The 18588-nt window shown below is 70.4% G+C and carries 12 protein-coding genes, 1 pseudogene and 1 CRISPR repeat array; of the genes and pseudogenes, 10 read left to right on the top strand and 3 right to left on the bottom strand.

Annotated features, from left to right (window positions below):
- The 3 genes from G011_RS0122130 to G011_RS0122120 all read left to right on the top strand — a co-directional run bounded on the left by G011_RS0122130 (window position 1) and on the right by G011_RS0122120 (window position 4589).
- Entirely contained in the window at window positions 1-1668 is a 1668-nt protein-coding gene (locus G011_RS0122130; RefSeq protein ID WP_019610398.1) for an NADH-quinone oxidoreductase subunit M, read from the top strand.
- An 8-nt stretch (window positions 1669-1676) separates the two neighbouring features.
- On the top strand, window positions 1677-3317 hold the full coding sequence (gene nuoN / locus G011_RS0122125) for an NADH-quinone oxidoreductase subunit NuoN (RefSeq protein WP_036552958.1): 1641 nt from the start codon (window positions 1677-1679) through the stop codon (window positions 3315-3317).
- A 267-nt stretch (window positions 3318-3584) separates the two neighbouring features.
- Complete coding sequence (locus G011_RS0122120; protein ID WP_019610396.1) at window positions 3585-4589, top strand: polyprenyl synthetase family protein; 1005 nt, start codon at window positions 3585-3587, stop codon at window positions 4587-4589.
- 205 nt (window positions 4590-4794) lie between these two features.
- Here the strand turns inward: G011_RS0122120 and G011_RS0122115 are convergent, their stop codons facing one another.
- The 3 genes from G011_RS0122115 to rarD form a co-directional block, all read right to left on the bottom strand.
- Window positions 4795-6123 carry a hypothetical protein gene (locus G011_RS0122115; protein ID WP_019610395.1) on the bottom strand — a complete coding sequence of 443 codons (1329 nt, stop codon included), beginning with the start codon at window positions 6121-6123 and terminating at the stop codon, window positions 4795-4797.
- 211 nt (window positions 6124-6334) lie between these two features.
- Window positions 6335-7324 (bottom strand): flagellar associated protein, encoded by a 990-nt coding sequence (locus tag G011_RS0122110; protein WP_051104397.1) that lies wholly within the window; start codon window positions 7322-7324, stop codon window positions 6335-6337.
- 121 nt (window positions 7325-7445) lie between these two features.
- Window positions 7446-8489, bottom strand: coding sequence for an EamA family transporter RarD (gene rarD, locus G011_RS0122105; RefSeq protein WP_019610393.1), 1044 nt, complete (start codon window positions 8487-8489; stop codon window positions 7446-7448).
- A gap of 270 nt (window positions 8490-8759) precedes the next feature.
- On the opposite strand from rarD, the gene msrA reads away from it, so the two are divergent.
- The 7 genes and pseudogenes from msrA to G011_RS30140 form a co-directional block, all read left to right on the top strand.
- On the top strand, window positions 8760-9443 hold the full coding sequence (gene msrA, locus G011_RS0122100; protein ID WP_081643018.1) for a peptide-methionine (S)-S-oxide reductase MsrA: 684 nt from the start codon (window positions 8760-8762) through the stop codon (window positions 9441-9443).
- A gap of 251 nt (window positions 9444-9694) precedes the next feature.
- Window positions 9695-11352: direct repeats of the CRISPR family, unit length 21 nt; unit sequence GCCCCTGCGAGGGGTAGCAAC.
- A 423-nt stretch (window positions 11353-11775) separates the two neighbouring features.
- On the top strand, window positions 11776-12351 hold the full coding sequence (locus tag G011_RS0122095) for a CRISPR-associated endoribonuclease Cas6 (RefSeq protein WP_019610391.1): 576 nt from the start codon (window positions 11776-11778) through the stop codon (window positions 12349-12351).
- Window positions 12348-13757 (top strand): hypothetical protein, encoded by a 1410-nt coding sequence (locus G011_RS30155; RefSeq protein ID WP_019610390.1) that lies wholly within the window; start codon window positions 12348-12350, stop codon window positions 13755-13757. The genes G011_RS0122095 and G011_RS30155 overlap by 4 nt, the downstream gene beginning before the upstream one ends.
- Window positions 13754-14782 (top strand): type I-B CRISPR-associated protein Cas7/Cst2/DevR, encoded by a 1029-nt coding sequence (gene cas7i, locus G011_RS0122085; protein ID WP_019610389.1) that lies wholly within the window; start codon window positions 13754-13756, stop codon window positions 14780-14782. Before G011_RS30155 ends, cas7i begins: the two co-directional genes overlap by 4 nt.
- The gene (locus tag G011_RS30150; protein ID WP_019610388.1) at window positions 14779-17853 is read left to right on the top strand and encodes a CRISPR-associated helicase/endonuclease Cas3; all 3075 of its coding nucleotides are present in this window, start codon (window positions 14779-14781) and stop codon (window positions 17851-17853) included. The genes cas7i and G011_RS30150 overlap by 4 nt, the downstream gene beginning before the upstream one ends.
- Window positions 17850-18260, top strand: coding sequence for a CRISPR-associated protein Cas4 (locus tag G011_RS30145; RefSeq protein ID WP_019610387.1), 411 nt, complete (start codon window positions 17850-17852; stop codon window positions 18258-18260). Before G011_RS30150 ends, G011_RS30145 begins: the two co-directional genes overlap by 4 nt.
- Window positions 18261-18314: 54 nt before the next feature.
- Window positions 18315-18588, top strand: a pseudogene (locus G011_RS30140) (hypothetical protein); the annotation flags it as partial.

Genomic DNA, 18588 nt, shown 5'->3' with positions numbered 1-18588 from the left:
ATGATCCCCTGGCTCACCATCGCGATCGCGCTCCCCGCGGTCGGCGCGGTCCTGGTCTGGGCGCTGCCGCGCACCGCCAAGGCCGCCACGGAGCGGACGGCCGCGGCCTCGGCCGCCTCGTCCGCCACCGCCTCCTCCGCGGGCGCCACCGCCACGGCGACGGCCGTGCGGCCCGCCTCCGCGGCCAAGGGCGGGGCCCCGGCCGAGACCGCCAAGCGGATCACGCTGGGCTTCTCGCTCGCCACCCTGCTCGTGCTCGGGGCCATGGCCCTGCAATTCGACACCTCCCGGGCGGGGGCCCTCCAGTTCGAGGAGGTCTACCCCTGGATCCCGCGCTTCGGCGTCAGCTACGCCGTGGGCGTGGACGGCATCGCTCTGGCGCTGGTCCTGATGTCGGCCGTGCTGGTGCCGCTGGTGGTCCTGGCCGCCTGGCGCGAGCACGACGACCGGGAGGACGGGGGGCGCGGATACTTCGCGCTCATCCTGGTCCTGGAAGCGATGATGATCGGCGTCTTCGCCGCCACCGACGTCTTCCTGTTCTACGTGTTCTTCGAGGCCATGCTCATCCCGGTCTACTTCATGATCGGGCGCTACGGGCGCGGCGACGACCGGTCCAGGGCCGCGGTCAAGTTCCTGCTCTACAGCCTCGCCGGCGGCCTGGTCATGCTGGTCGCGGTGATCGGCGTGTACGTCGTCGGCGGCACCTTCCTGTGGAGCGACCTGGTCGGCGAGGGCAGCGCCCTGGCCGCCGTGGACCCGGCCACGGCCCGCTGGCTGTTCCTCGGCTTCTTCATCGCCTTCGCGATCAAGGCGCCGATGTGGCCCGTGCACACCTGGCTGCCCTCGGCGGCGGGCGCCTCGCGCCCGGGCACCGCCGTGCTGCTGGTGGGCGTGCTGGACAAGGTCGGCACCTACGGGATGCTGCGCTACTGCCTGGAGCTGTTCCCGGCGGCCGTGTCCTGGTTCGTGTGGCCGGTGGTGGCGCTGAGCCTGGTGAGCATCATCTACGGCGCGATCCTGGCCATCGGGCAGAACGACATGATGCGCCTGGTGGCCTACACGTCGGTCTCCCACTTCGGCTTCATCACCCTGGGCATCTTCGCCCTGACCGCGCAGGGGCAGGCCGGGGCCGCCCTGTACATGGTCAACCACGGGTTCGCGACCGGCGCGCTGTTCCTGGTCGTGGGCTTCCTGATCGCCCGCCGCGGCTCCGCGCTCATCAGCGACTACGGCGGCGTGCAGCGGATCGCGCCCAAGCTGGCCGGGGTGTTCCTGGTGACGGGCCTGGCCGGTCTGGCGCTGCCGGGACTGGCGCCGTTCGTCAGCGAGTTCCTGGTGTTCGTCGGCGTGTACGCGTTCAGCCCGGCCCCCGCGATCGTCGCGGCGGTCGGCGTGGTCCTGGCCGCGCTCTACATCCTGTGGATGTACCAGCGCACCATGAACGGACCCACCCGCGAGGACCTGACCGGCCTGCGCGACCTGTCCGCGCGGGAGACGTGGGCGGTGGCCCCGCTGCTCGCGCTCATCCTCCTGCTCGGGCTCTACCCGCAGCCGGTGCTGGACGTGATCAACCCCGCGGTGGAGCGCACCGTGGAGGTCGGCGCGGGCCCTGACAGCGGGACCGGGGGCGCCGCGGGCGCCCAGGAAGAGGAAGGAGACGCGGAGTGATCCCCCACATGGACCTTCCCGTCATCACCGAGGCGGCGCCGCAGATGGACTGGTGGCTGCTCGCGCCGCTGCTCACGGTGTTCGCCGCCGGTGTTCTGGGCGTGCTCTTCGAGGCGTTCGTCCCCCAGGGGCGGCGCCGCGCCATCCAGATCGGGCTCGCGGCGCTCGCGCTGCTGGCCGCGTTCGTCCTGCTGGTGCTCCAGGTGGGCTCGCTGCCCGAGGACGCGCCGGGGGTGACGGTCGGCGCCGGGGCGCTGGCGGTGGACCGGACGGTGATCTTCTTCCAGGGCACCATCACCGTGCTCGCGCTGGTGAGCCTGCTGCTGATCTCCGAGCGCCGGGACGGGCGCGACGCGTTCGCCGCGCAGGCGGCGACGGTGCCCGGGAGCGAGGAGGAGCGCGCGCACATCCTGGCGGGCTCCCAGCACACCGAGGTGTACCCGCTGGTGATGTTCGCGGTGCTGGGGATGCTGATGTTTCCGGCCTCGAACGACTTCCTGACGATGTTCATCGCGCTGGAGGTCATGAGCCTGCCGCTGTACCTGTTGTGCGGGCTGGCCCGGCGCCGCCGCCTGTTCTCGCAGGAGGCGGCGGTCAAGTACTTCCTGCTGGGCGCGTTCTCCTCGGCGTTCTTCCTGTTCGGCGCCGCCATGGTCTACGGCTACGCGGGCTCGGTGAACTTCGGTGAGATCCGCGCGGCCGTGGAGGCGGGCGGCGCGGACGTCTTCCAGGGCGGAGACGGCGAGCCGCTGCTGCTCATGGGCATCGGCCTGGTGGCGGTCGGCCTGCTGTTCAAGGTCGGCGCGGTGCCCTTCCACAACTGGAAGCCGGACGTGTACCAGGGCGCGCCGACCCCGATCACGGCGCTGATGGCCTCCTGCACGCTGGTCGCCGCGTTCGGCGCCCTGCTGCGGGTGTTCTTCGTGCCCTTCGGCGGCTCGGCCCAGACCTGGGAGCCGATGCTGTGGGCGGTGGCCGTCCTGACGATGGTCGTGGCCGCGGTCATCGCGGTGACCCAGCGCGACGTCAAGCGGCTGCTGGCCTACTCGTCGGTGGTGCACGCCGGGTTCATCCTGACCGCCGTCGTGGCGGGCAGCACGGACGGGCTCGCGGGCGCCATGTTCTACCTGGCGGCCTACGGGTTCACCACGCTGGGCGCGTTCGCGGTGGTGACGCTGGTGCGGACCAAGGACGGCGGCCAGGAGCTGGGCGACCTGGACCGGTGGGCGGGGCTGGGCCGCCGCTCGCCGGTGCTGGCCGGGGCGCTGGCGCTGTTCCTGCTGGCGTTCGCCGGGATCCCGCTCACGAGCGGCTTCATCGGCAAGTTCGCGGTATTCGAGGCGGCGGTGGCCGCCGGTGCCGTCCCGCTGGTCGTGGTCGGTGTGCTGAGCAGCGCGGTGACCGCGTTCTTCTACGTGCGGATCATCGTGGTGATGTTCTTCCGGGACCCGGAGGGCGAGGGCCCCACGGTGGTGCGCGCGGGCGCGGCCACGGGCGGGGTCATCGCGATCGGGGTGGCGGCGACGCTGCTGCTCGGCGTGTACCCGGGGGCGGTGCTCGACAACCTGCTGCCCCCGGCCGACGCCGACCAGGCCCCGACCTCGGTGATGGTCGAACAGGCGTCGACGCAGGCCGGGGGCACGGAGTGACCGGTGGCCGTGAACGCGCGGTGACCGGCGGGTACGGGCCGCGGTTCCCGGACGGACGCGGGCGCTGACCGCGAGTGACCGGCAGAGTGACCAATTACCGGGTCTGACCTGGGATTCGTCACCTGCCGGTTCCGTACCCGGGTGTGGCTTTGGCTGTTCATTCCGGGTCGGATACCGTGGCAAGTCGGATCATGTTCATGTGCTGAGCACGCGGTGGCCCCCTCACCCGGGGTCACCTCCGTGCCGTTCGACAGGTGGAGCTGTACGGTGAGCGGTGCTGTCCCGAGCGGGTTTCTCGCTCTGCCGAGAGTCGACGATGCCCTTGCCCGGGAGGTCCAGGACAACCTGGAGAAGGTCGAGGACCTGCTGCGGGAGTCGGTCGCGTCGAGCGACCCCCTGCTGACCGAGGCGGCGTCCCACCTGCTGGCCGCCGGGGGCAAGCGCTTCCGCGCGACCCTGGTGCTGCTGGCCGCCCACTTCGGCGACCCGTCCGTGCCCGACCTCATCCCGGCCGCGGCCGTGGTGGAGCTCACCCACGTGGCCACGCTCTACCACGACGACGTCATGGACGAGGCCGAGCTGCGGCGCGGCGAGCCCAGCGCCAACCAGCGCTGGGGCAACAGCGTCGCCATCCTGACCGGCGACTACGTGTTCGCCCGCGCCTCGGAGATGCTCGCCGACCTGGGCACCGAGGCGGTCCGGCTCCAGGCGACCACGTTCGGGCGCCTGGTGCAGGGGCAGATCCTGGAGACCTCCGGTCCCCAGGAGGGCACGGACCCGCTGGACCACTACCTGCGGGTGATCAGCGACAAGACGGCCTCCCTGATCGCGTCGTCGGCGGAGTTCGGCGGCATGTTCGGCAAGGTCGACCCCGAGACGATCGGGACGGTCACGCGGGCGTGCGACGCGCTGGGGATGGCCTTCCAGCTGGCCGACGACCTGCTGGACGTGGCGAGCGAGAGCACCGACTCGGGCAAGACCCCGGGGACCGACCTGCGCGAGGGCGTGCTGACCCTGCCGATGTTCTACGCGCTGCGCTCCCAGGACGCGGCGGACGAGCGGCTCAAGTCGCTGCTGGGCCGTCCGCTGGACGACGAGGAGGCCGAGGAGGCGCTGGCGCTGCTGCGGGTGCACCCGGCGATGGCCGAGGCCGAGGCCACGCTGCGCGGCTGGGCCGACAAGGCGCGCGCGGAGCTGGCGACCCTGCCCGAGAGCCCGGCCAGGGGCGCCTTCGAGGCGCTGTGCGACTACGTGGTCGAGCGCTCGGGCTGACGCCCCGGCGGCCGAGGGGCCGAAGGACCGACGACGGCGCCGCCCGGTGGGGCGGCGCCGTCGCCGTGTCTCTCGGTCCCGCCGTGCGGGGAGGTCGCGCCGGTGTCGCGGTGGGATTCCGTTCAGGTGCCCGGCGGACCGCCCCGGGACCGGCGGACGCGGCGGGGGAGAGCCGTCGCGCCCGCCGGCTGTGCGGGGCCGCGGGCTAGCTCACGACGGGCAGGGCCTCGGAACCGGGCAGGTCCATGAAGGTCGGGTGCTGCGTCATGCCCGCGGGGGTCTCCTGCGGGACGGTGCCGCCCTCGACGGACAGCAGGTCACTGGTGTCCACGTCGTTCAGCAGGTCGGTGCCGCGGCTCAGCTCCGCCACCAGGGCCTCGGCGGTCCGGGTGTCCACGCCCTCGGCGATCGTCGGCACCCCGGCGTCGGCGAGCTGCGGCACGACGGAGTCCACCGCGTCGTCGACCACGGGCACACCGGTGCCGGAGAGGCGGGGAACCTCGGTCTCGGCCAGGGGACCCTCCACGTTCAGGGGCTGGAGTTCGGCGGCCCTGAGGTCGCCGCTCTCGGCACCGCTCGCGAGGGCGTCGGCCAGGTCGCCCAGGCCGGGCGCCGCGGGCGCCGACTGGTGGACGGTGGTGAGGGGCTGGTCGAGGTTGCGCTGGCCGATCATGCCGAGCACCTCCTCCTCGCCGAGGCTGATGTTGTTGTCCTCGGTCAGGGGGGTGGCCTCCATGAGGTCCTGGACACTGCCAGGCGTCTCCACGCCGAAGATGTAGGCGATGTCCCACATGTTCGGGACGGGGGGCGCGGCCGCGCTCTGGCGCACGGTGGGGGAGCCGCCCAGACCCAGGGCGTTCTCCAGGGCGGGCGCCTCGGCGCCGTCCAGCGCCAGGCTGTTGCCGCCGGTCACCGAGGACAGGTCGGAGGTGTCGGGCAGCTGGGCGACGTCGCGGAGCCGGGAGGTGTCCGGCAGCTGGGCGACCTGGCCGACCCGGGGCAGGTCCACCTGCTCGCGCAGCCCGTAGACCGACTCCAGGGTGTGCGGCAGCACCGTGACCGCGGTCTCCTCCACGGCCTCGCCCGCACGGTGGCCGCCGTGCTCCAGGGCCCGCCCGGCGTCGTGGCCGATGGTGTCGTGGGGGTCGCCGTCCAGACCGGTGGCGTCCTGGACCCCGGAGACGGTGTCGGCCAGCTCGGAGGTCGGGTTGGGCACCTCGCCCAGCGGGGTCCGGATGTCCTGGCCCTCGGGCAGCGGGGCGGCCAGGTCGGGAGCGGGCTTCTCGGGGTTGTGCGCGGTCTCCTGGAGCTCGCTCAGGGCACTGCCGGCGATCGGCCCGACGCCCTCGGGCGCCACGCTGTTCATGGTGGGGGCGACGCCCTCGACCAGGGCGCGCTCGACGAGGGGTGCGATCTCGTGGACGGGCGAGGAGAGGGACTCGGCGCCGGCGATTCCGGCGCCGAGGGCGACGAAGCCCGCCGTTCCGGCGGCGAGGAGGACGGCCCTGGCTGATATGCGCTTGACCTGCGTCATGGGTTTCCCTTCGGAAGTTGTGCTCTGGATCAGTGGATACGGGGACCGAACGCGTGGGGCGCGTCCGGCCGGAGCCGGGGCGGACCACCGGCTGGCGTGAATTCCGTGAACGGGGCACGGGACTCAGGTCAGCTCCCAGAGGGCGCGCAGAGGGCCTGGCTGGGACGGGTCCGTGCGCGGGAGTGTGCGTCCGCGCGGGAGGGGACGCGTCCTAGTCGGGGGAGACCGTGGGGTCGTCGCTGGGGCCGCCGGGCACCGTGAACAGGGCCCGGGCGGCGAGCAGGACGGCGTCGGCGGAGGGCGCGGTGACGGGCGCCGCGGTGAGGTAGCCCGCGACGGCGGGGACGGGGGCGCCGCCCCCGGCGGGCGCGGTCGAACCGGCCGTGAGCTGGTGGGCGGAGGAACCGGGGGCCGGGGCCGCGGTGTCCGAGCGCTCGCCGCGGTCCGCACCGGCGGAGGCCCCGCCGGTGTCGGCCGGGATGATCGCGCCGTGCCCGTAGACGCTGCCGTGCGCGGACCCGGGAGCGGTGTCCTCGTCCTCGGCCCTCTCGCGCGCCTCGTGCGCGGAGTCGTCCGCGTCCCGCTCCGGGGCGGGGTCGTGGGCCGCGGGGAGCACGGGGGAGAGGAGCCCCGCGTCGGCGTGGCCGTCGCGGTCGAGTCCGCGGACCAGGCTCCGTGCGCCCTCGCCCATCCCGGCGACCGGCCACGCGGCCTCGGGCAGGACGGCGGCGGTCTCGGCGGCGGTGCGCCCGGCCCCGTGTTCGAGGTGCTGCTGCACCGTGCCGAGGGTGGAGGCGACCGGCTCGGCCACCTGGCCGACGCCCTCGGGGACGACCTCGCCGAGGCGTCCGGAGCCCTCCAACCCGAGGGAGGAGGCGTCCAGGGCCGCCCGGCCGGAGGAGACGCGGTCCCGGAGGCCGTGGTGCGGTGCGGTGCGCGCCGAGGAGGCGCGGTCGGGGTTCCCGGAGGCACCGGAGAAGCCGTCCGACAGCCGACCGCCGGTGAGCGGACCCCCGTCGAGCAGGGACCGGGAGCCGCCGGTGTCAGCGCCGGAGTCGGCGGCTGCGGGGGCCGCGCCGAGCAGCCACAGGCCGACCAGCAGAGCCCCGACCACCAGCGGCAGCAGGAGCAGGGAGGGCGCCTCGGGGCACACGGCCGACACGGCGCGCGTGGCGCGTGCCGTTCGGCTGGTGCGAGGCATGGGAGGGCCCTCCGGGACGTGCGGCCTGGTCCGAGCCGGGGACTGCCCCCGACCCGCGACCCGACGTTAGCACAGAGTCACAGAGGGTAGTTTGGGTTTTCCGGAACCGGGGAAGACCGGATCAGTCCGCGGATTCGGGCCGGGCGGGTCCCCCGGGGAGCGCATCCCCGGGCTGTCCGAGTTCGCGCCGCCGCTGTTCGTCGGGTGTCCGGTCCTGTTCCCCGACCTCTTCCCCGGCCTGCTCCGCGACCTGTTCCCCGCCCCGGGAGGAGGCGCGTGACCGGGGCCGGGAACGGGCGTCGCGGACCTGGTCGACGACGAACGCGCACAGCGCCAGCCACACCAGCGCGAAGCCCAGCCAGCGTGCGGGCGGCATCTCCTCGCCCTGCACCAGCCAGCCGACGAAGAACATGATGACCGGGGCGATGTACTGGAGGATGCCGATGACGCTCAGGGGGACCTGGCGCGCGGCCACGCCGAACAGCAGCAGCGGCAGGGCGGTCACGAAACCGCTGCCGACCAGCAGGGCGGTGTGGCCCGGGGACACGGAGAACACGGTTCCCGCGCCGGTGGCCTCCAGGTGGACCACGAAGCCCAGCGCGGGCAGGAACATCACCATGGTCTCGACGGTCAGGCTCCGCACGCCGTCCAGGTCCACGTACTTCTTCACCGCGCCGTAGGCGGCGAAGGTGGCGGCCATGAGCAGCGCCAGCCAGGGGGTCACGCCGTAGGCGACGGTCATCACGGCCACGGCCAGGACGCCCAGGCCGACCGCCGCCCACTGGAGGGCCCGCAGCCGCTCGGAGAACAGCAGCACCCCCAGACACACCGACATCAGCGGGTTGATGAAGTACGCGAGCGAGGCCTGGAGCGTCTGCTCGATGGAGACCGCGTAGATGAACCCCCACCAGTTGACGGAGATCAGCACCGCCGCGGCGGCCACCGGCAGCAGGCGGCGGGGACTGCGCAGCACCGAGGGGAACCAGGACCAGCCCCGGCGGGTGACCAGGATGACGACGCACATCGCGAGCAGGGCCCACACCATGCGGTGGGCGAGGATCTCGCTGGGTTCGGAGGAGGAGAGGAGCGGCCAGTACAGGGCCGCCACGCCCCAGAGGAGGAATGCGGTCGCCCCGAGGACGACGCCACGCTTGGATTCCGGCACGTCAGCAATGGTAGGACGAATTGTCCGGAGTGTCTTCATCGCGGAAGCGGGCGCGCGCCGCCTCCGGGCCGCGGGCCGGACGGCGGGAGGGGCCGCGGAAGACCGGTAAGGGACTGGGGAAGGACCGACAGGGGACGCGACGGACTGGGCAGGGGACGCGGGGACGCGTCCCGTGTCGGCGGGCGCGTCGGCGACGGCCGCCGACCGCGTCCGTCCACAGGTTCGATCGCGCCCGTGCGCCGGGCCGGGCCCGTGGATACCCTGGAAAACATGTTCGGGAGAAAGACGACCATGGTCGATCCAGCACGCGCCCTGCCCGGTCGGGACACCCCGATGGACGTGCCCTTCGGGCACACGGTGCTGGGCACCAGCCTCACCCCGCCCTACCCGGAGGGCAGCCAGATCGCCGACGTGGCGATGGGCTGCTTCTGGGGCGCCGAGCGCGTGTTCTGGCGCCTGGGCCCGGAGCGGGGGATCATCACGACCGCGGTGGGCTACGCGGGCGGCTACACGCCCAACCCGACCTACGAGGAGGTGTGCTCGGGCCTGACCGGTCACACCGAGGCGGTGCGCGTGGTGTTCGACCCCGAGCGCATCTCGTACGCGGAGATCCTCAAGGTGTTCTGGGAGGGCCACGACCCGACCCAGGGCATGCGCCAGGGCAACGACGTGGGCACCCAGTACCGGTCGGCGATCCTGTACCACGACGACGCCCAGCGGATCGCGGCCGAGGCCAGCCGCGACGCGTTCCAGCCGGTGCTCACCCGTGCGGGCTACGGGCCGATCACCACCGAGATCGCTCCGCTGCGGGAGTTCTACTTCGCCGAGGACTACCACCAGCAGTACTTGCAGAAGAATCCTAACGGGTACTGCGGCATCGGCGGAACCGGTGCCAGCTGTCCGATCGGTGTCGTGACCTCGGATGATGCGTCCTCGGGTCACGCGGCCGAGTAGTACGACGGAGTACGTACGAGTACGCCCGCGCACGTTCGAATGATGGCTGAGTGATGGCTCAGCCATCATTCAATGATGGTTGGTGCGCTCGCGGTCTCGGTGCGGGTGGTGGGACCGCTGGAGGTGGGACGTGCGGGGAAGGACCTGTTTTCAGCGACTCGCCGGGGTCGGCTGCACTACCGGAGGTCTGCTGAAAAACGGCCCTACTTTGGCTGAGTCGCGGGCTGTTCGACCTGCGGCTTTACTGTCGGGTCCTCATCGCCCCTGCGAGGGGTAGCAACTAGAGGCGCTGGAACATCTGCGGCGTCCCCGCCTGCGTCCTCATCGCCCCTGCGAGGGGTAGCAACGAACCCCGCACTGGCCCAGGTTGGCGGCCTGACCGTCCTCATCGCCCCTGCGAGGGGTAGCAACGCGGCGTTGCGCAGGGTCTGGGCGAAGCGCTGGGAGTCCTCATCGCCCCTGCGAGGGGTAGCAACCCGGCCACCCGGATCTCGTAGACCCGGCGGCCCTTGTCCTCATCGCCCCTGCGAGGGGTAGCAACCCCTCCGGGCCCCACGTGCGCGCGGTGATGTACTAGTCCTCATCGCCCCTGCGAGGGGTAGCAACCCCCGTCCAAGATCGGCGACTTCGCCGGGGAGGCCGTCCTCATCGCCCCTGCGAGGGGTAGCAACGCTGCTGACCTGCGCGGGTGGGGGTGCCCCCCTAGTCCTCATCGCCCCTGCGAGGGGTAGCAACGAGTAGGCGGGCCAGGTGGCGTTGTGGTGTCCGTAGTCCTCATCGCCCCTGCGAGGGGTAGCAACGCGCGCTGGATCACCAGGGCAAGCTGCCCCTCGACCCGTCCTCATCGCCCCTGCGAGGGGTAGCAACGCGGACTGCTGACGGCCACGGTCAACGACTCTGAAGTCCTCATCGCCCCTGCGAGGGGTAGCAACTTCACCCGGGGTGCACCGCCCTGGACGCCCGTGGCGTCCTCATCGCCCCTGCGAGGGGTAGCAACATGTAGACCGCCGACCCGTCACGCTGGCCGGGTCGTCCTCATCGCCCCTGCGAGGGGTAGCAACGCCTTGACGCCACCAACACCGCTGCCGTCGCCGTCGCGTCCTCATCGCCCCTGCGAGGGGTAGCAACGCGGACATGGCGGCGCGCAGGGCGTTGTGCTGCTGGTCCTCATCGCCCCTGCGAGGGGTAGCAACAGCACCTGCCGCCCCACCTCCAGGAGGTGAACAAGGTCCTCATCGCCCCTGCGAGGGGTAGCAACGCGGCGGTCTGCCCGTGCGGGCACCCGTGCCTGACCGGTCCTCATCGCCCCTGCGAGGGGTAGCAACTGTAAAAAGTTTTACATGAGTGAGCCGAGAGCCGTCGTCCTCATCGCCCCTGCGAGGGGTAGCAACAGGGAGCGGAGCGCGCGGCCACGTGGACCACCGCGTGTCCTCATCGCCCCTGCAAGGGGTAGCAACGCATCATCATCTCCCACTGGGACCAGATCAAGGCGTTCCTCATCGCCCCTGCGAGGGGTAGCAACGGGAGCACGTCGACCACCGGGCGGGAGCTGTCCAGGGGTCCTCATTGCCCCTGCGAGGGGTAGCAAGGCGCGCTGGAGATCGCGTTCCGTCGTGAACCCCGGGTCATCGCCCCTGCGAGGGGTAGCAACAACTCCTCCGCGGCCTCCGCCCACTTGCCTTGGGGTCCTCATCGCCTCTGCGAGGGGTAGCAACACGGGGAGGAGTGCGGAGAGCCCACCGACGGCGGGGTTCTCATTGCCCCTGCGAGGGGTAACAACCCGAGTCCGGGCGCCTGGTACCCGACCCGACCACAGTCCTCAACGTCCCTGCGAGAGGTAGCAACGTCGGGGTTCCTCCCCGGCCAGGCGCGGCGGGTCGTCGTCATTGCTCCTGCGAGGGGTAGCGACATGTACCCGTCGGGATGACCGCGGTGATCGCGGTACCCGTCCTCTTTATTAACTAAAAGTCCTCATAGTTCCTTTTTGCCTACGAGAGCCACAATTTCGAACTTGTTTTCGATGAGTGGATTTCCCTTGCCTAGCAGAGTGGTTCTCTCGGTGTCCTGGAAACAGAATTTTTGGCCGTGGTCGGCCACTTTGGAGATCTCGTCGCTCTTCTGTCGTGACTGCTTCCTAATGTGATCCACCGTCACACCAAGAAGAGCGAGGAGGTGACTTATGCGTCTTCGAGTAGCGGTCCGTACGACTGCCACGTCCCTGGGCTGGGAAAACGTACTTCGCCCGGGCCGCGGTCTGATCTACGAACTGCTCGCCCAAGGAGCCCCTGAGGTCGGCGCTCGGCTGCACGAACACGGTTGGGGGGAGACAGGGATGAGCCCCTTCGGGCACAGTGCTCCCACGTTTCCCTCCGCACGGCGCAAACGCGGTCAGTACGCGACGGGCGGGGCCGGTGCCCTGGAGTTCGGCAGTCCCTTGCCCCAGGTCGTCGAAGGACTGGCCAAAGGGCTCGCCGGACAAGCGGTCGTGGACTGGGGCGGTACGGCACTGCGAGTGGACGCGATCGATGTCGTTCCCCCACCGGATTTCGCCTCCGGCAAGGCCGTGTTCAGAACCTCCACCCCCGTGGTGATGAAGGGTTCCGGGCACGACGAACACGGGCAGCGCACCACCCGGCAGGCCTGGGTGCTGCCGACCGAACCGGAGTTTCCCGCCTACTTCGAGTCCAACTTGCGCCGTAAGGCGTTGACGGTGGGGACTGACCCCGACGTCAGCGTGCAGGCCATCACCTGGGTGGGGCCCAAACGCAGCTTCGCTGTGGGCAAGGGCTACAAGCCCGGGGCCGCAGTGGAAGCCGAGGTTCACGGCGCTCCGGAAACCTTGCGGTGTATCTGGAGTTGGGGCCTGGGCCAGGCCAACTCCGCAGGTTTCGGATGGGTGATCGCGTGAGCACCACGACCACCGGACTCAGCGTGCGGTTGACCGCGCACCCGCTCCAGCGGGTCGGCGCGTTCGCCCTGTCCTCCCTCGTGCACCGGGGCCCGGTACGACTGAAGCAGCTCACCCACCCTGTGGAGCTGACCGAGGAAAACCTGCGCGCCGCGAACGCGAACATGACCCGCGACCTGGGCCGAACCACCTCCATCGCGACGAGCAAGGAACCCGGCGGGTTCTGGCTGGGAACCAGCTACCTGTTCTGGCCCAACTGCCCCATCAACACCACCAACCGCAAGTCCCTTCTGGGCCAGGACCTCAAGGACAAGCTCGCCCAGTGGCGCAACCTGCCCGAGGCCGACACCGTCCTGGACGCCCGATGCGTGCTGTGCGACCACCCGGCCTGCGGGTTCTACGGCAAGGTCGACGTTCCACTGCTGGAGAGCTCCTCCTACCGCAACACCACCATCCCCACCCATGAGGGGATGGCCCTGTGCCGCGGCTGTCTGCTGAGCTTCTACGCCCTGCCCTATGGGTGCGCGATCGGTGGCGGGCGGGCCACCGCACTGCACAGCTGGGACGACAACCTGCTCCGTGCGCTCACCAAGTTCCAGGTCGACCAGACCCGACGCCAAGCCGTAGCCGGTGCTCCTGCGGGCGAACGCCCCTCCTACGCCCGCCAGCTCGCCGCGCTGAGCGGCCTGCGCGGCTACGAGGAGACGGTGACCGACGGTGTGGAGCTGATGGTCTTCACCAACAGCAACAAGGAGCAGGACTTGGCGGTGCACGCCATGGACCAGCCCGCCACCGAGTGGATCCGCGATCTGCCCCGCCTGCCGCTGGGATGGCTGGGCCGCACCCACCGCTGGGAGAAGGTGCCCGGCCGGTCCATGCTCGCCCGCAACCTGTTCGACCTGCCCGAAAGGGTGATTCCCACCGTTGCCCACTTCCTGCGCGAACGCGCCCTGGGCAAGGACGGTATCTGCGCTCAGACGCCGCTGCTATTCGCCACATGCTCCTCCTACGCCACGAAGGTGCTCCAGGTGTCCTCCACCGACTTGGACCAGATCAACCAACTCGCCGCACGCATCGCTCAGGTCCTCAACACCGAGGACGACAAGGAACTGAAGAAGTTCCTCCAGGCACGTAGGAAGCTCGTCACCCTGCGTGCCTGGTTGCAGCGTGCATCCGTCGACCGCACGCTGCGCACCCAGGAAGCTGAGCCCTTCATCACCGAGCGTCAGTGGCGGCTGCTCTTTGACGCCGAGGACCGGGTCTTCCTCCATCGGGACCTGCTGTTCATCGGCGTACTCAACCACCTGCACGAACTCAAGCCCGCATGGCGCGGACACGACCACGACGACGTGTCCACCGACGACCTCATTCCCGACGCTGACCCGGATGCGGAGAACAACCGATGACCTACCTGGTGGGCAAGATCGCCCTGGACATCACCGCCGGCGCCCCCAACAACGGTCGGGGCGAGAACAACGTGGCCACGGTCAAGTACTTGACCGCCGGGCGCGGGGAACGCGTCCCCTACATCTCCGCGCAGGCGCTGCGCCGGTGGTGGCGCGACTCCCTGCCCGCGACCGAGAAGCGCTCACCGGTCACCCGGTCCGGCACCGGCAAGAAGCAGCAGGCCTACACCGCGGGACGTCCGGATCTGCACTTGGACGACGACCTGTTCGGTTACATGGTCGCGACCAAGCAGGGCAACTACCAGCGCGACACCGTTCTGGCCACCGGCACCCTGGTCTCGCTGGCGTCCAAGCGCATCAGCTCCGACTTCGGCACGATGAGCCGCGGCTTCCCGGCCGACGCCGACCCTGTCATCCACGAACACGAGCACTACACCGCGGAGATGGCCGGTGACGTGCTGTTGGACCTGCCGCGCGTGGGCACCTTCGAACAGGACGGGGGAGGGCTGCGTAAGGCCCTGTCCTCGGCCGCCGCTCAGGAAGCCGTCACCGCCGGTGCCGCCGAGTACGTGCTGCGCGGCGTCGGGTCGCTGCGTCTGCCGATCGAGGAGCGCCGACGCCGGGCCGCGGTGCTGCTGCGCACCCTGGCTCAGGTCCAGGGTGGGGCCAGCCGCGCCCTGCACTACGGCGACCGGGCGCCTTCCTTCGTGCTGCTGGCCCCCCTGAAGGGAGGCAACAACCCTTTCACCCGTGTGCTGGCCACCGGGCCGCAGGGCGTGTTCTTCGACGTGGCGGTCTTCTCCGAGGAAATGCAGGCCTGGGCCGATGAGTTGGACGGGCCCGTTCACATCGGCTGGGCGCCCGGGTTCCTCGGCGCCCAGCGCGAACAGGTCCGTGACGACCTGGCCGAGCACATCACGGCCGGTCGGGTGGTCATTGATCACCCGCGCACCGTCCTGGGAGCCCTGGCCAAGGAGATCGAGGCCGGTCAGCGCGACTCCTGGTTCGAGGACCCGGCCGTATGACCACCGCCCTGGAGATCACGGTCACCGCCCCGGTGGTCTCGTTCCGCAACCCTCTGTACTCGGGTGTGCAGGTCACCCTGCCCTGCCCTCCGCCGTCCACCGTCGCGGGCCTGTTGGCCGCGGCGGTGGGCGGCTGGGGCCGCATGCCCGCAGACACCCGCATGGCCATGTCCTTCACCGCTCGGGGCAAGGGAGTGGACCTGGAGACCTTCCACCCCCTCGACGCCGAAGGCAAGAAACGGGACGCCACCCCCAAGGACCACGAGTTCCTCGCTGACACGACGCTCACGGTGTGGGTGCTCAACCACCTGGACCTGTGGGAGCGGGCTCTACGCCGCCCGGTGTGGCCGCTGCGCCTGGGGCGCAGCCAGGACCTGGCCTCGGCCCGCACCCGTCGCGTCACCCTGCACCCGGGGACAGGAACCCAGGGGCACGCACTGCTGCCCGTGGAGACGTCCACTTCGGGGATGCAGGTGCGGATGCCGCACGCGATCAGCCCCGACCGCTCCCGGATCCAGTGGGGCACCTACCGGTACGCGCCCAAGGGCAGTACCGCGCTGGTCGACTCGCCCCTGCGCACCGACAGCGGTCAAGCGGTCGTGCCCCTGCGAGCTGTGCATCCCGAGGCCGCTGCTGAGGAACGGGCCGAGCTGCCGCACATCTGGGCCAAGAGCCCCGACAAGCGCATCCGACCTCCCCAGCCAGGGGAGGCCCTGACCACCCACCTACAGGCCACCGCCCGGGCCCTGGATCTGCTGCGCGCCCGCGTCGGCACCCTGCCCGGGGTCGACGAGAGGTTCTGGGCTTGGGCCCGTCTGGCGTGTTTGTTCCACGATGCCGGGAAAATCCCGAACGGGTTCCAGGCCATGGTGGGAAACCCCGCGCCCGCCCAACCGTGGGGGAGGAGGCACGAGATCTACTCGCTCGCCTTCGTCGACCACGTCCTCGCCCACCTACCGGAAGAGGAACGCATCTGGGTCGGTCTCGGGGTGCTCACCCACCACCGCCCCCTGGCCGGAGGCGAGGGGTCCATCCGCGGTGAACAGCGCACCCTGACCAACCCACAGCAGGTGCAGGACAGCTTCGGACCCGTGGACACCGCCTCCGCCAACGCCCTGGCCACCTGGTTGGCCGCACGCGTCTCGGCGCCCGCACCCGCGCCCCTTACCCAGGCCGACTTGGCTCAGGCCACCCACCGGCTACTGGAGGAGATTCTCAAGGAGTGGGACCGCGGAGAAAGCCCTGACGAGAAGGCCGGGCTGACCGCCGCCCTGCTCCAAGGGGCCGTGACCCTGGCCGACCACGTGGCCTCCGCCCACAGCCCGTTGCTCACCGCCCACCCCCTGGTCGGCACCGACTACCCCAGACGGTTGCGCCTGGAACTGGCCAGCAAGGGCAACAGCACCTACCCGCACCAGAAACGGGCCGAGGCCACCACCACACACATGGTCCTACGCGCCCCCACCGGACAGGGCAAGACCGAAGCCGCCCTGCTGTGGTCCAACACCCACACCCGCGGCCTGGCCGACGACACAGGAGGCACACCCCGCCTGTTCTACTCGCTGCCCTACCTTGCCTCGATCAACGCCATGGCCACACGCCTGCGCGATGACCTGGGCCAAGATCAGGTCGGCGTGGTCCACTCCCGTGCGGCGAGCTTCTACCTGTCCACCGCTTCCTGCGACGATCACGGCGGTGCCCACCAGCAGAGCGGCCCCCAACAGGAACGCCAACGGGCCTCCCGAGCTGTCGCCCAGGCCAACGCCAGTCGCCTGTTCCGGGAACTCGTGCGCATCACCACCCCCTACCAGCTCCTGCGCGGAGCTCTGGGGGGCACAGCGCACTCCTCCACCCTCATCGACAGCGCCAACTCGGTGTTCGTCTTCGACGAACTCCACGCCTACGAACCCCGGCGCCTCGGCATGATCCTGGCCATGATGCGCCAGTGGGCCGACCTCGGCGGACGCATCGGTGTCCTCTCCGCGACCCTGCCCGACCGGCTCCTGGACACCATCCGGGAGACCCTTGGCGAAAACCACCGGGTGGAGTTGGTGGAGCCTGATGCCGACTACGCCTGGCCGCGCCGCCACCGTCTGCACCTGCGCGAGGAACACCTGACCGACCCCACGAGCGTGGAGCAGATCAGCGACGCGTTGCGCGCGGGACAGAGCGTGGCCGTGATTGCCAACAACGTCGCCGACGCCTGGAACCTCTATGGCCAACTCGCACCCCTGGCCGAGGAGCTCCACGGCGAGGGAGCGGCGCTCCTGCTGCACTCCCGTTTCAAGACCGGCGACCGGACCAGGATCGAAAAGGCGATCAGAGAGCGCTTTGGCACCAAGGTCACGCCCCGCCGCCCCGGGCTGCTGGTGGCCACCCAGGTGGTCGAGGTGTCACTGGACGTGGACTTCGACGTCCTGCACACCTCCGCCGCGCCCCTGGAAGCGCTCCTGCAGCGCTTCGGACGTGTCAACCGCGTCGGTGCTCTGGAACGACCGGCGCCGGTCATCGTGCACCAACCCCACTACGCCCCGCGCGGCAGGAGCGGGCCGGAGTTCGCCGACAAGGTCTATCCGGCCGAGCCCACCCGGTTGAGCTGGGACATTCTGGCTCGCGACGACGGCCAGGAGCTGGACGAGCGCCTGTTCACCGCATGGCTCAACGAGATCTACGCAAGCTCCTGGGGTGATGAGTGGCGTACCCAGGTGGATGACTCCATCCAAGTCTTCCAGGACCGTTTCCTGGGCTTTGAGCAGCCTCTGAACGACACATCCCAGCTCTCTGAGGCTTTCGACGAGATGTTCGACGGTGTGGACGGCATCCTCGCTGAGGACCGACAGGACTACGAAGACGCACTCCTCGAAAAGTCTCCAGGCGAGGAGCGGGGGACGGGCAGGTTGCTGGCCTCGCAGTACCTGATCCCGCTCCCGCACTACGCACGCTTCCTCGGCACCTGGGACCACAAGCTCAAGGTGCTCATCATCGACGCCGAGTACGAAGACGACCGTGGACTGACCGCGATTAAGTCAGCGTCCAGCACGGGCTCCTACCAGCCGGGGGTGCTCGTGTGATCAGCGCCGAAGACGTGGGCGGGGTACACGTGAAGTACCTCTACCACTGTCCCCGCCAGCTGTGGCTGTACGCCCGAGGTTTTCGCCCCGAAGCCACCAGCGCCACCGTCCAACTCGGTGAGGCGGTCCACGAGACCTCCTACCGCCGAGCCCATCCCATCGATCTGGGCTCGGCACGCCTGGACGACCTGGACGGCGACTTGTGGGTCCACGAGATCAAGTCCTCCTCACGCGCCACAGCCGCCGACGAGGCCCAAGCCATCCACTACTGCTACCGGCTACGCCAGGTCGGCGTCGATGCCCAAGGCGCGATCCTGCACTACCCCAAGACGCGCCGAACGCAGCGCATGCCCTACGAACCCACCTGGGACGAACGCGCCCGAGCTGACATCGCCTCAGATCGTTGATGGGGGTTTCTCGGAACCCCTGCGCCCATGGCGAAGGGCGTCGAGGATCAGAGTGTGACCAATGACCTTGACGCCCTTCTGACCGCACTCTACGTCCATCTGGACGACCACGTCCTGCCTTCGCGTGAACAACCGGTCAAACGCGGCCCGAACCGGCTGCTCACCGACGCCGAACTCGTCTGTGTCGCGGTGGCCCAGGCCCTGCTGCGCCATGACTGCGAACGCCGCTGGATGCGCGCCGCCCCCGCCCGGATCGGGCACCTGTTCCCCCGCCTGCCCGGCCAGTCGGAGTACAACCGCCACGTGCGCGATCTGGCCCCGGCCCTGC

This window comes from Nocardiopsis sp. CNS-639 (assembly GCF_000381685.1).
GTDB lineage: Bacteria > Actinomycetota > Actinomycetes > Streptosporangiales > Streptosporangiaceae > Nocardiopsis > Nocardiopsis dassonvillei.
Note: the sequence above shows the minus strand (reverse complement) of the source record. Positions and strands in the feature narration are given on the sequence as shown.

Coding starts and splice junctions, on each gene's coding strand:
- G011_RS0122130 (WP_019610398.1), top strand. CDS start 1: ATGATCCCCTGGCTCACCATCGCGATCGCGCTCCCCGCGGTCGGCGCG.
- G011_RS0122110 (WP_051104397.1), bottom strand. CDS start 7,324: ATGCCTCGCACCAGCCGAACGGCACGCGCCACGCGCGCCGTGTCGGCC.
- msrA (WP_081643018.1), top strand. CDS start 8,760: ATGTTCGGGAGAAAGACGACCATGGTCGATCCAGCACGCGCCCTGCCC.
- G011_RS0122095 (WP_019610391.1), top strand. CDS start 11,776: ATGAGCCCCTTCGGGCACAGTGCTCCCACGTTTCCCTCCGCACGGCGC.
- G011_RS0122115 (WP_019610395.1), bottom strand. CDS start 6,123: ATGACGCAGGTCAAGCGCATATCAGCCAGGGCCGTCCTCCTCGCCGCC.
- nuoN (WP_036552958.1), top strand. CDS start 1,677: ATGGACCTTCCCGTCATCACCGAGGCGGCGCCGCAGATGGACTGGTGG.
- cas7i (WP_019610389.1), top strand. CDS start 13,754: ATGACCTACCTGGTGGGCAAGATCGCCCTGGACATCACCGCCGGCGCC.
- G011_RS30150 (WP_019610388.1), top strand. CDS start 14,779: ATGACCACCGCCCTGGAGATCACGGTCACCGCCCCGGTGGTCTCGTTC.